14 protein-coding genes are annotated in these 12703 nt (G+C 29.3%); all 14 read right to left on the bottom strand.

Features of this window, described 5'->3' with window-relative positions:
* Window positions 1-1335 carry a DUF512 domain-containing protein gene (locus tag L1S47_RS05790; RefSeq protein ID WP_238882517.1) on the bottom strand — a complete coding sequence of 445 codons (1335 nt, stop codon included), beginning with the start codon at window positions 1333-1335 and terminating at the stop codon, window positions 1-3.
* Window positions 1336-1488: 153 nt separating this feature from the next.
* Entirely contained in the window at window positions 1489-2145 is a 657-nt protein-coding gene (phoU, locus tag L1S47_RS05785; protein WP_202766179.1) for a phosphate signaling complex protein PhoU, read from the bottom strand.
* Window positions 2146-2169: 24 nt separating this feature from the next.
* Window positions 2170-2919 carry a phosphate ABC transporter ATP-binding protein PstB gene (pstB, locus tag L1S47_RS05780; RefSeq protein ID WP_238882516.1) on the bottom strand — a complete coding sequence of 250 codons (750 nt, stop codon included), beginning with the start codon at window positions 2917-2919 and terminating at the stop codon, window positions 2170-2172.
* A gap of 12 nt (window positions 2920-2931) precedes the next feature.
* Window positions 2932-3816 carry a phosphate ABC transporter permease PstA gene (pstA, locus tag L1S47_RS05775; RefSeq protein WP_238882515.1) on the bottom strand — a complete coding sequence of 295 codons (885 nt, stop codon included), beginning with the start codon at window positions 3814-3816 and terminating at the stop codon, window positions 2932-2934.
* Window position 3817: 1 nt separating this feature from the next.
* Window positions 3818-4708: a phosphate ABC transporter permease subunit PstC gene (pstC, locus tag L1S47_RS05770; protein WP_238882514.1), complete on the bottom strand. Its 891-nt coding sequence runs from the start codon at window positions 4706-4708 to the stop codon at window positions 3818-3820.
* 71 nt (window positions 4709-4779) lie between these two features.
* Window positions 4780-5670 carry a phosphate ABC transporter substrate-binding protein gene (locus L1S47_RS05765; RefSeq protein WP_238882513.1) on the bottom strand — a complete coding sequence of 297 codons (891 nt, stop codon included), beginning with the start codon at window positions 5668-5670 and terminating at the stop codon, window positions 4780-4782.
* Window positions 5671-5898: 228 nt separating this feature from the next.
* A complete protein-coding gene (gene pnpS / locus L1S47_RS05760) occupies window positions 5899-7596 on the bottom strand; it encodes a two-component system histidine kinase PnpS (protein ID WP_238882512.1) in 1698 nt (565 codons plus the stop codon).
* 2 nt (window positions 7597-7598) lie between these two features.
* Complete coding sequence (locus L1S47_RS05755) at window positions 7599-8297, bottom strand: response regulator transcription factor (protein WP_238882511.1); 699 nt, start codon at window positions 8295-8297, stop codon at window positions 7599-7601.
* Between the two features lie 15 nt (window positions 8298-8312).
* Window positions 8313-9026, bottom strand: a complete 714-nt coding sequence (gene pgeF, locus L1S47_RS05750) for a peptidoglycan editing factor PgeF (protein ID WP_238882510.1) — start codon at window positions 9024-9026, stop codon at window positions 8313-8315.
* Window positions 9027-9219: 193 nt separating this feature from the next.
* On the bottom strand, window positions 9220-9675 hold the full coding sequence (nrdR, locus tag L1S47_RS05745) for a transcriptional regulator NrdR (RefSeq protein ID WP_202766597.1): 456 nt from the start codon (window positions 9673-9675) through the stop codon (window positions 9220-9222).
* A gap of 59 nt (window positions 9676-9734) precedes the next feature.
* A complete protein-coding gene (locus tag L1S47_RS05740) occupies window positions 9735-9995 on the bottom strand; it encodes a YlmC/YmxH family sporulation protein (RefSeq protein WP_202766171.1) in 261 nt (86 codons plus the stop codon).
* A gap of 127 nt (window positions 9996-10122) precedes the next feature.
* Entirely contained in the window at window positions 10123-10896 is a 774-nt protein-coding gene (gene sigG / locus L1S47_RS05735) for an RNA polymerase sporulation sigma factor SigG (protein WP_202766170.1), read from the bottom strand.
* A gap of 78 nt (window positions 10897-10974) precedes the next feature.
* Window positions 10975-11682, bottom strand: a complete 708-nt coding sequence (gene sigE, locus L1S47_RS05730) for an RNA polymerase sporulation sigma factor SigE (RefSeq protein ID WP_202766169.1) — start codon at window positions 11680-11682, stop codon at window positions 10975-10977.
* A gap of 13 nt (window positions 11683-11695) precedes the next feature.
* Window positions 11696-12499: a sigma-E processing peptidase SpoIIGA gene (locus tag L1S47_RS05725; RefSeq protein WP_202766168.1), complete on the bottom strand. Its 804-nt coding sequence runs from the start codon at window positions 12497-12499 to the stop codon at window positions 11696-11698.
* Between the last annotated feature and the right edge of the window lie 204 nt (window positions 12500-12703).

Raw genomic sequence — 12703 nt, 5'->3', positions numbered from 1 at the left:
TTAACCCTCCTCTAAATGTTTATTTATATTTTGAATTAAGTCTTCTCCAGTATAGTCCACAACTATAACCTTAACACCTAATTCTTTTTCAATATCATCAATTTTAATATCATCTAGCATAACTAGTTCTTTTGAATTTGAAAGCTCGTAACCTTTTCTAAACATATTACTAGACATAATTAAATATTTGGATTTTATTTTATCCTTAATTTGTTCAATTATATCTCTTCCAGTTAATAAACCTGCAACAGTTATAGTTTCACCAAAATGATCATTTTTAATTTTAAAAACTTCTATATTTATGTTGTTACTTGCTTCTTTAATTTTATTTGAGGCCCATAAGATTTCATCATAAGCTGAAACACCTGTTATCATGGTAAAGCTGCCTTTTATGTCTTTCTTTAAGCTGTCTAAGTTATCTAAAACATATTGCCTAAATAATCTTATCATACCTATACCATCTTCAAGCTGTTCGTATTCTCCATAAAAATCTTCTTCTGGTACATCTATTCCTGCCATAACGTAAAATTCATCTGACAAACGTACAAAAGGGGCTCCAATCTCATTCATATACTTTTTTTGTAATTCTTTAAGGTCCTCAATTTCTTTTAACGCAGAATTTTTATCAAAAGTTTTTAACTTTGCTAAACCTTCTCTATATTTTGTAACACCTATTGGGACAGCTGCAATATTTTGCACATGCGGATAAAGCTTATATAAGTCCTCTACAGTCTTTTTAAGCTCTTCTCCATTATTTACTCCAGGTACAACTACTATTTGAGCATTCATTACAATCTCTGCTTCCGCTAGTCTTTTAAGTCTATCATATATATTACCTGCAAAACGATTGTTTAGCATCTGAACTCTTAGTTCGGGATTTGTAGTATGTACACTTACATTAATAGGACTTATTCTATAATTGATTATTCTATCAATATCTGATTCTTTCATATTTGTAAGGGTTACAAAGTTACCTTGTAAAAAAGATAATCTTGAATCATCATCCTTAAAATAAAGTGTATCTCTCATTCCCTTTGGCAATTGATCTATGAAACAAAAAATACATTTATTAGAACAACTCTTTGCTCTATCCATTATGGAACTTTCGAAATCCACGCCTAAGTCTTCTTGTATTTCCTTATCAGCCTCAAGAATCCAAACTTCTCCGTTAGGCTTTTCTATTTCAACTTCTATATATTCATCCGACATTAAGAATTTATAATCCATAATATCTTCTATAGCAGTACCGTTTATAGATAATAAAAAATCTCCAGCTTCAATTCCAAGTTCTTCACCTAAACTATTAGCTTCAACCTTTAAAATTTTATTTTTCATAACTTTCTCCTAATTTTTTGGCTTATTAACCCATACTCTTTCATTATGTAATCTTAACTTAATTCCTAAATTAAGTCAAGAAATATGAATTTCTACAAATTAATAAGCAGAAACCCTTTGGTTTCTGCTTACCTTAAATAATACTAATCACATTTATTCATTTAAATCAACATATTTACCTGTCTTTAAGTAGATAGTCCATTCACAAACATTAGTAACATGGTCTGCAATTCTTTCTAGATATTTGCATACAAATAATAATTGAGCTGATTGACCAATGTGTTCAGATTGATTGCTCATTATACCTAAGAGTTCTTCAAATACCTTCTTATATAAAGCATCTATTTCATCATCCATCTTACATATACTTAATGCTTTTTTCTCATCTAAAGCTATATATGCATCAATAGATAGCTTTATCATATTTTGTACCTTTGCCGCTATCTCTCCTATGTCCTTAAGCTCTTTAACATGTTTTTGATCCTTTGTTCTTTTGACAATTTTACAAATGTCAACTGCATGGTCAGCCATTCTCTCTAAGTCTGTAACGATCTTAGCTGCAGTAAATATATCTCTTAAATCAACAGCTAAAGGTTGTTCAGCTGCTATAAATTTTATGCAGTCTTCCTCTATTTGCTTTTGTAGATTATCAACTAAATCATCTTTCTTAATAGTTTCATTGGCCAAATCTACATCCTTACTTTTTAATGCTTCGATTGATAGAAAAATTTGTTTTTCAACTATGCTACCCATTTTTATTATATCTTCGTGTATCTTTTTTAGTTTTAAATCTGAAGAAGTTCTTGTCATATAAATCTCTCCTTTATTCTGTTTTTAACCAAATCTACCAGTAATATAGTCTTCTGTTCTCTTATCGGTAGGTTTATAAAATATGTTTTCTGTTAAATCATATTCTACTACTTCGCCGTTTAAGAAGAAAGCAGTCTTATCAGCAATTCTACCTGCTTGTTGCATATTATGTGTTACTATGATAACTGTATACTTCTTTTTAAGTTCATCCATTAGCTCTTCTATCTTACTAGTTGAAATTGGATCTAGTGCTGAAGTAGGTTCATCCATTAGAAGTACTTCTGGTTCAACAGCTAAACTTCTTGCTATACAAAGTCTTTGTTGTTGCCCTCCTGAAAGACCTAATGCACTCTTCTTTAATCTATCTTTAACCTCATCCCATAAAGCTGCCCCTTTTAAACTATTTTCCACAATTTCATCAAGCTCTGCTTTATTTTTTATACCGTGTATTTTAGGACCATATGCTATATTATCATAAATAGACATTGGAAATGGATTAGCTTTTTGGAATACCATTCCTACTCTTTTTCTTAATAATATCTCATCGTAGTCGCTATATATATTCTTTCCTTCAAAAAATACTTCTCCAGATATATTTACACTATCTATCAAATCATTCATTCTGTTTAAGGTTCTTAAAAAAGTTGATTTACCACAACCTGAAGGTCCAATTAATGCTGTAACTGAATTTCTATCAATTTCTAATGTTATATCTTTTAATGCTTGCGATTTACCATAATATAAATTTAAGTTTTTAGTATCTATAATTCCCATACTTTTTTCCTCCTATTTACCACTATATGACTTATATAGTGCATTTCCAATTACTCTTGCTAGAATATTAAATAATAGTACAGCTATAATTAAAACAGCTGATGTACCATTTGCTATTTTTGCAGCATCTGGCACTAAACCTTCAGAGTTTAATTTCCATATATGAACTGCTAGGGTTTCAGCTGGTTTAAATAATGAAAATGGTGATGTATTATTTACAAGACTTATATCTGTAAACTTAAGTCTTCCTGAACTAAGTCCAGCAGTATATAAGAACGCTGCAGCTTCACCAAATATTCTTCCTGAAGCTAATATAATTCCTGTTAATATTTGTGGCATAGCAGAAGGTAATACAACCTTTTTTATTGTTTGCCAATTAGTAGCCCCAAGTCCTAAACTAGCTTCTTTAACTTTTTTTGAGGATGCCTTTATTGCTGTTTCACTTACTCTTGCAAGGGAAGGTAAATTTAGTATGGAAACTGAAATAGCTCCAGCTAATATTGAATATCCCCAATGTAAATATGTTACGAAAACTAATAATCCAAACAAACCTATTACTATAGAAGGTAAAGATGCCATTGTTTCTATGGATAATCTAACAAAACGAACAAATCTACCTTCTTTAGCATATTCTGCTAGATATATTCCTGCTCCTATTCCAAATGGAACAGTAATAATTAATGAAATTACAAGCATATATAATGAATTAAATAACTCTGGTCCAATTCCACCACCAGAAGATGTGGTCTTTGGAGCTGAAATTAAGAAATTTATATTTAATGAGGACGCTCCCCTATAAATTATATATCCCATAAATGCTACTAGTAGTAATACTACTAAACTGGAAATAATATACAAAATTACTGTTGCAATCTTATCTTGGGTTTTTGCTTTCATATTACTCACCTCTTGATCCAATCTTTCTAATTATTAATATAAATAAGAAACTAATAACTAGAAGTATTAATGCAAGTGTCCAAAGAGCATTATTCCATGGGGTTCCTGTTGCTGTATTAGCCATATCCATTGTTATAATACTTGTTAATGTAGCTGTTGAATCTGTAAGACCAGCTGGAATTCTTGCACTATTTCCTATAACCATTTGTACCGCTAAAGCTTCTCCAAAAGCTCTTGCTATTCCAAGAACTACTCCAGTTAATATTCCGCTTTTGGCTGCTGGAATTATTACCTTACTTATAGTTTGCCACCTAGTAGCCCCTAATCCATAAGAAGCTTCTAAATAGTCTCTTGGTACTGTACTGATTGCATCTGAGGCAAGTGACGCAATAGTTGGTAATATCATTATACTTAAAACTAAAATACCTGATAACAAACTAAAACCTAAACCTCCAAAGGAGTTTTTGATTAATGGTACTAAAATTGATATACCTATCCATCCATAAACTACTGATGGTATTCCAACAAATAATTCTAATGCAGGTTGTAATACTTTTTTACCAAATTTACTTGAAATAAGATTCATAAATATTGCTAATGCTATAGCAATAGGGGCGCTAATTATAACCGCGCCTACTGAAACAAATGTTGATCCTAGTATAAACACCAAAGCCCCATACTTAGGAGTGCTTGCATCTGGTTTCCAAGTAAGTCCAAATAACACATCCTTAATGCTTTGTTTATCTGTTATAAAGGTTTGAAGTCCCTTTGATGCAATAAAAAACATTATAGAAAGTGTTAATATGATAATAATTATTCCACATAAATAAGCATATATTTTCCCTGTATATTCTGTTCTTAATTTTTTTACAAAACTTCTTGAGCCTTCCATACTTTTAATTATCCCCCTCCATCAAATTTAGGGCTGAAACTAATCAGCCCTTGGAGAATTCTCTTTAATTATTATTTAACCTTCATTTCTGAACCGTTGATATATCCTTGTTTGCTTATAACGTCTTTGTTTTTGTCACTTCCAACATAATCTAAGAATGCTTTTACTACTTCACTTGGTTCACCCTTAGTGTACATATGTCCCCAAGACCAGAATATATATTTACCAGTTGTTATGTTTTCTTTAGTTGGTGCAACATTTTCAATGCTAACTCCGCTTAGTTTATCTTTTGCTTCATCACTTTGTAAGTAAGCAAGTGAAACATAACTGATAGATCCATCAGACTTCTCCATAGCTTGAACTACAGCTCCATTACTATCTTGAGTAACACCAAGCTTATCATTTTCTAAATCTTTGTTTCCATCAAGTACAACTTTAACGAAAGTCTTTCTTGTTCCTGAAGAACTTGGTCTGTGAACGATTATGATTTCCTTATCTGGTCCGCCAACTTCTTTCCAGTTTTTAATTGTTCCAGCAAATATGTCTTGAATTTGTTTCTTAGTTAAGTTTGTAACATTTAAGTTTTTATTAACTACTACAGCAAATCCTTGAGCAACTACTTTATGATCTACAAGAGCTTTTGCATCTTCTGGCTTTAAACTTTCTTCTGCAAATACATCTGAATCTCCTACATCAACTGCTCCTTGAGATACTTGAGTTAATCCTGTACCGGATCCACCACCTTGAGCGTTAATTGTTATATCTGGATATTCAGAATTAAATCCATCTTTTGATGCTTCAACTAATGGTTGTAAAGCAGTTGATCCAGCTGAAGTTATGCTTCCTGATAACTTTTTAGTTTGGTTTGCAGTATCATCTTTCTTTGCACATCCAGCGAAAGCTGAAAGTCCTAATACTAGAGACATACCTAAGATTGTAAATTTTATTCCTTTTCTTTTCATTTCTATTCCTCCAAAACTTTATTTACATATTTATTATTCCTTACAAGATTAATAATAAACCTACAAAGTTAACCCACTATTAGATAAATGTAAATTAGTATTATGCTAATGTTAATTAAAATTAACATTAGCTATATTGACAAGGAATTTTACAATTTAATCTTTATTTAAATTACTTACATATTCTTATTTAATAATAAAAAAAAGAGGCCATTGCCTCTTTTTTTATTATAAATGTTTAATTTTAACTAAGAACTTACTTCCTTTTCCTACTTCACTTTGAACATCAATTGTTCCATTATAACTCTTTATGATATGTTTTACTATTGCAAGACCCAAACCAGTTCCACCTTTAGCTCTGCTTCTAGCTTTATCAACTCTATAAAATCTTTCAAAGATTCTTGTTAATTCATTTTCAGGTATTCCGCAACCGGTATCCTCTACTTCAAAATAATATTCCCCATCCTTACTATAACTTCTGCAGTTTACTGTATCTCCCTCTTCTGAATATTTGATTGCATTTTCCAGAAGATTAATAACCATCTGTTTAAATCCATCTTTACTTCCATATAAATATACAGAAGAAACATTAGAAGTGTTTAGTTGTATTTTTTTATCATCAGCAAGTTTTTTCATTAATAATGTTACATCTTCAACTATTTCTTTAGGATGGAATTCTTCTTTTACAATATCGTTGTTTTGTTCAATATTTGATAAAGTTAAGATATCATTAATTAATCTTGTTAGTCTTTCTGATTCATCATCAATAATACCTAAGAACTTTTGTCTAGTTGCCTCATCTTCAACATATTTTAAGGTTTCAGCAAAACCTTTTATTGAAGTAAGTGGAGTTTTAAGTTCATGAGAAACATTTGCTACAAATTCAGATCTCATATTTTCTAGTCTTCTGATATCAGTTATATCTTGTAGAACAGCAACTGTCCCTATGAATTCACTTCCATTTATAATATCTGTAGTTCTTATTCTTAATATTCTTTCACTTGGCCAAATAATTTTAATCTCATGTACGCCTTCTGATTTCTCTTCAAAGAGAAGATCTAATTCAAAATCACGAATATGATCTAATAGGGGTTTGCCTATTATGTCATCCTTAATGCTAAATATATTTTTTGCATATGGATTTATCATTATTATATTATGCATTCTATCAACTGCTATAACACCGCTGTCCATACTAGTTAAAATAGCTTCAAGTCTATTTTGTTTTTCTACAACTTCGTTTATCTTAGATTGTAATTGTTCTGCCATATTATTAAAAGTTTTTCCTAGCGAACCAAGTTCATCTTTTGAGAAAATTCTAACTCTTCTATTATATTCACCTTGAGCAATTCTCGAAGTTATAAATTCCATTTCCTTAACTGGTTCAACAATAACTTTAATTAATTTAAATGATAACCAAATTGTAACTAAAATTACAATTAAAAAGACTAAAATATAATACTTAAAATATCCATTGTAGAATAACTTAGTATTTTCTAATGGAATTGAAGTTCTAATTATACTTCCATCATCTAATTGGGTTGCATAATAAACCATAGTTTTGTGTAAAGTATTTGAAAATCTAATAGCTGAACCCTCACCATTTTGCCTTGCAGCTTGAACTTCCTCTCTTGTATTATGATTATCGAGTTTTGAACTATCTTCATCGGTGTCAAAGACAACCTTCCCACTTTTTAAGATATATGTAATTCTTATTTCTGGAGTATCTTTATCTGCTGCTGCTAACTTAGGGATGTTTTCTATATTTTTTAAGTCAGAATACTTAACTAATTCATTGTAAATTTTCAAGGTTTCTTTTGCATTATTTACATATTGATAGTTTACCATAGTTATAAATGCTGTACTTACAACTATAAGTGCAAACAGAACGGTTACTATTATAGAAAATAAGATTTTTTTTCTCATATTTAATCTCCGCTGAAGAATCTATATCCTATACCTCTTATTGTTTCAATTAGTTTAGGATTTTTATCATCTTCTTCAACTTTCTTTCTAAGGTGTCTTATATGCACATCAACGGTTCTAGTTTCTCCAATGTATTCATATCCCCATATTTTATCTAATAATGTCTCTCTAGTTAATACTTTTCCTCTATTTCTAATTAATATTTCTAATAATTCGAACTCCTTAAGCGTTAAGTCTACTTTTTGCCCATCTTTAAGTACTTCATGCTTAATAAAATCTACTGATATATTGTATACATTAAACGCTCTTTCAGTTGTTGTATTTGAAGTTGTTCTTCTTAATACTGCTTTTACTCTAGCAAGAATCTCTCTAACTGAAAAAGGTTTAGTAATATAATCATCTGCTCCTAGTTCGAGGCCAAGAATTTTATCAAGTTCTTCACTCTTTGCAGTAATCATTATTATAGGAATATTTTGAGTTGCGCTTTCCCTTCTTATCTCTTTGCAAACATCATAACCATCCATACCCGGAAGCATAACATCTAACAAAATAAGTTTAGGTGGTTCAGCTTTAATCTTTTTTAATGCATCAACCCCATTGGTTGCTGTATCTACCTTGTAACCTGCATTTTCAAAATTAAATTTCAAAAGTTCTAATATATGTTCTTCATCATCAACAATAAATATTTTCTCGCTTGACATTTTTATTACCTCCAGCTATTTTTTTACTATAAATCCATAGCATCTTCCTGAATTAATCCCATCTCTTCTGTAAGAATGTAATTTAATATCTTTTTCACAACAAGTACAGTAATCTAATGTAAATATATTTTCGTCTTCTATTCCTAAGTCATTTAATCCTTTTATAATGGCTTTTTTAAGAGATAAATTTCTACCTTTGAATAAATTTACTCCTTTAAATGAATCATTCGTTGTAAATTGTTTTTTAAGCTCTTCACTTACTTCATAACAGCAGTCATGAATATGCGGTCCTATTATAACCTTTATATTTGATATCTTACAGTTGTATTCATTCCCCATTGATAAAACTGTCTTTTTAACAATTTCTTCGTAGGTTCCTCTCCATCCACTGTGCACTGCTGCAATTATTCCAGTTGATTTATCATAAAGTATAACTGGTACACAATCTGCATAAAAAACTCCTATTCCAGTATTTTTTAAACTAGTTATTATAGCATCTGCCTCTAATTTTGAAGTATCTTCTTCAATGTTAATCAATTTTATTATCTTATCTGAATGGACCTGAGATATATATTTTATTGAATCCATTGAGAAAATATCCTCTAAACTTTTTATATTGGCTCTACCACTCATTGTACTTTTACTATAATTTTTATCTCCAATTGAGAAATATACTTCATAATTTTCATCTACTATACTTATAAAATCCTTCATAGTTTTATTTTGCATACTTTCTTACCTCTTAATTTTAACATTTTATATGTATATCTTATTGTATATATAACAAAAATTAACACATCTTAACTAAACTATAACACAAATTTTTAATATGTATATAATAAAAGGACTACTTACAAAGTTACTAAAATGATATATACTTATCTCTTTTTAGTACGCTTTAAATTATGTAGTCCTTAATTCACTATTTATTTAACATTAATCGTTCAATTTCTTGAAGGAAAGTATTTATGTCTTTAAACTGTCTATAAACTGACGCAAACCTAACATAAGCTACTTCGTCAATGTCTTTTAATCTATCCATTATCATTTCTCCAATAAGGTCAGACTTTATTTCAGAAATCATCTTATTACTTATTGCTTTTTCTATATCACTTGCAATTTCCTCGATTTGAGCTCTAGAAACAGGTCTTTTCTGACATGCTTTTATTAACCCACTAATTATTTTATCCTTATTAAAGTTTTCTCTGCTTTGATCTTTCTTTATAACAAGAATTGGAATATCCTCAAGCTTCTCATAGGTTGTATATCTTTTACCACAGCTTAAGCATTCTCTTCTTCTTCTAATTGCAGCAAAATCATCAGTCGATCTTGAATCAACTACTTTACTTTCTTCATAGGAACAATATGGACATCTCATTCTATTCACGCCCCTCATATATGATGTAAATATATTATACCTATAAAATGCTAAATTTGCTAGAGTATTTCTTGAGCAATTTCCTTGAGATTTACAAGTATCACATCTTCACCTATTTTAATAATATCGCCCCAAGCTATTTCTATATATTCCATCTTACCGAACCAATTTCCTTTTTGTATTGGAATAAGAATAGATTCAATAGAATTATTATCACAATTTATCTTAAAGTCTCTCGCAAATCCAATCTTTATTCCTCTTTCTATATCAATAACTTCCATAGTTCTTATAGCATTTAATGAATGTAATATTTCTTCCATTTTTTAATCCCCCTAATTTTAAAACCTTATACTACATAATATTCAAATAATATTGTAATATAACTTTATTTTTAATAATAAAATTAAGGGAACTCATAATTCTGAATTCCCTTAATTCAAGCTGTTCTTAAACATATTTTCTCATATGCTTTAATGCAGTTTTTTCTAATCGACTAACCTGTGCTTGTGAAATACCAATTTCATCTGCAACTTCCATTTGTGTTCTTCCATTAAAAAATCTTAATGTAAGTATTAATTTTTCTCTTTCATTAAGCTTTTTCATTGCTTCTTTAATAGATATGTTCTCAAGCCAATTATCGTCACCATTTTTGGTATCACTAATTTGATCCATAACAAAAATGGCATCTCCACCATCATGATATATAGGCTCAAATAACGATACTGGATCTTGAATAGCATCCAGTGCAAATACAACTTCCTCTCTTGGCAATTCTAGTTCTTTTGCAATTTGAGAAATTGTAGGTTCTTTATTATCTTCATTAATTAATCTATCTCTTACAAGTAGAGCTCTATAAGCAATATCTCTTAATGATCTACTTACTCTAATTGAATTATTATCTCTTAAATACCTTCTAATCTCACCAATTATCATTGGTACTGCATAAGTGGAAAACTTAACATTTTGCTCTAAGTCAAAATTGTCAATAGCTTTCATTAATCCAATGCAACCCACTTGAAAAAGGTCATCTACATTTTCACCACGGTTGTTAAATCTTTGTATTACACTTAATACTAGCCTTAAATTGCCTTTAATAAAAACTTCTCTAGCACTTTCATCGCCGTTTTTCATTCTAATTAACAACTCTTTCATTTCCTTTGACTTTAGCACTGGTAGTTTAGCTGTATTTACTCCACAGATTTCAACCTTATTAATAATCAAAATGACCAACCCCTTAGGACGTAATAAATGACTGCATTAAGAGTATATCCCTTAGGAGGTTTTTTTATACTAAACATATTAAATCATTTTATTCATTTCTTTTTTCAATCTATTAATTATCTTCTTTTCTAATCTAGAAATATATGATTGAGAAATACCTAACATGTCGGCTACTTCCTTTTGAGTCTTTTCTCTAGAGCCATATAATCCAAATCTTAATTTAACTATTTCCTTCTCTCTGTCATTCAAATTTTTTAGTACCATGAATAATAATTGTTTATCAACTTCATCTTCAATTAAATTATATACAATATCATTTTCAGTACCTAATATATCTGAAAGCAATAATTCATTTCCATCCCAATCAATATTTAATGGTTCATAAAAAGAAATCTCAGCCTTCACTTTGGAATTTCTTCTTAAATACATTAGTATTTCATTTTCTATACAACGTGATGCATAGGTGGCTAATTTAATTTTCTTTTCTGGATTAAAGGTATTGACTGCCTTTATTAAACCAATAGTTCCTACTGATATTAAGTCTTCAACTCCAACTCCAGTATTTTCAAATTTTCTTGCTATATAAACTACCAATCGCAAATTTCTTTCTATTAGTGTACTTCTGACTTTTTCATTTCCATTCATTAAATTTGAAACTAATTGTTCTTCTTCTTCCTTTGAAAGCGGAGGTGGAAGTGCATCATTTCCTCCAACGTAATATACTTTTTTTCTAAATAATTTTAGTTTGCTTAATATTCTATTTATTATAATTAGAATTTTATTCATAACGTCAACACCCCTATACTATTCCTCTTGATAATAAAGCTCTATATTCACCATCCTCTGCCAGTGAATGCTCGGTAAAACATACAATTCCTTCTCTTAACAATTTACAGCTTTCATTTTCTATAATTATTTCATCTACTCTTATTCCTCTTAACATTCCGTCAACACCATTAACAGCTTTAAAATTAATATATAGTAGTTTCTTTGGGTCTAAATCCACATCATCATATAACGCCTTTTCAATAATTATTACTGGTAGATTTGTGATCGGTTCTTTTAGTTCATTTCCTGTATCTAAAAACCCTTGTGTGTGAATCTCTTTATTGTTAATTTTAATTGTTAAGTCATAAGTGTAATTACTAACAAAATATTTATCTTTAATTATGTCTACAATTCTTTCAGTAAATATTAAAATACAAAGTATAGCGAGTACCAAGTATTTAATAGGATATGAATTTAAAGTGTATCCCGAATTCAAACTATATCCATTTGAAAAAAATGATAAACCAAAACACACGCCACTTAATAAAAAGGACAGCATTATTAATACCCCTGTTCCTTTAATTAAATTCTTTATATGTGTTGTTCCAATGGTTATATATACCATAATTATTGAGACAATTATCTTAAAAGGTATTAATGTAAAGAACTTTAAACTTGGGCTAATCATGACTAAAACATAGAAGGCTCCTAAAGTTGCTGCAAAAACTTCTTGTTTTCTCCTCTTTTTAACCTTTAATAATTTTGTCATTACCATTAATAGAAATAAATTTATTATAAAATTCTCTATAAGTAAAATATCTATGTATATTATCATAATTATCACCCCATTTAAATTATAAAACTAGTCATAGGAAAATATTGTCATTTTAAAAAGGATATTTATGATTATTTTTTTCTTATAATTTACAATTAACTACATTTAATATAAAAAAAAGAACCGTTGCTTTTTGATATGCTCCCTTTATAGTAGACAGTTAAAATAATAAAACTGTAACTATAGAGGGAGCATTTTATTATG

It is taken from the genome of Clostridium sp. YIM B02551 (genome assembly GCF_022324735.1).
Lineage (GTDB): Bacteria > Bacillota > Clostridia > Clostridiales > Clostridiaceae > Clostridium_T > Clostridium_T paridis.
Note: the sequence above shows the minus strand (reverse complement) of the source record. Positions and strands in the feature narration are given on the sequence as shown.

Bases quoted from the DNA above. Each gene is read 5' to 3' on its own strand.
- L1S47_RS05790 (WP_238882517.1), bottom strand. From the start codon at position 1,335: ATGAAAAATAAAATTTTAAAGGTTGAAGCTAATAGTTTAGGTGAAGAA.
- phoU (WP_202766179.1), bottom strand. From the start codon at position 2,145: ATGACAAGAACTTCTTCAGATTTAAAACTAAAAAAGATACACGAAGAT.
- pstB (WP_238882516.1), bottom strand. From the start codon at position 2,919: ATGGGAATTATAGATACTAAAAACTTAAATTTATATTATGGTAAATCG.
- pstA (WP_238882515.1), bottom strand. From the start codon at position 3,816: ATGAAAGCAAAAACCCAAGATAAGATTGCAACAGTAATTTTGTATATT.
- pstC (WP_238882514.1), bottom strand. From the start codon at position 4,708: ATGGAAGGCTCAAGAAGTTTTGTAAAAAAATTAAGAACAGAATATACA.
- L1S47_RS05765 (WP_238882513.1), bottom strand. From the start codon at position 5,670: ATGAAAAGAAAAGGAATAAAATTTACAATCTTAGGTATGTCTCTAGTA.
- pnpS (WP_238882512.1), bottom strand. From the start codon at position 7,596: ATGAGAAAAAAAATCTTATTTTCTATAATAGTAACCGTTCTGTTTGCA.
- L1S47_RS05755 (WP_238882511.1), bottom strand. From the start codon at position 8,297: ATGTCAAGCGAGAAAATATTTATTGTTGATGATGAAGAACATATATTA.
- pgeF (WP_238882510.1), bottom strand. From the start codon at position 9,026: ATGCAAAATAAAACTATGAAGGATTTTATAAGTATAGTAGATGAAAAT.
- nrdR (WP_202766597.1), bottom strand. From the start codon at position 9,675: ATGAGATGTCCATATTGTTCCTATGAAGAAAGTAAAGTAGTTGATTCA.
- L1S47_RS05740 (WP_202766171.1), bottom strand. From the start codon at position 9,995: ATGGAAGAAATATTACATTCATTAAATGCTATAAGAACTATGGAAGTT.
- sigE (WP_202766169.1), bottom strand. From the start codon at position 11,682: ATGAATAAAATTCTAATTATAATAAATAGAATATTAAGCAAACTAAAA.
- L1S47_RS05725 (WP_202766168.1), bottom strand. From the start codon at position 12,499: ATGATAATATACATAGATATTTTACTTATAGAGAATTTTATAATAAAT.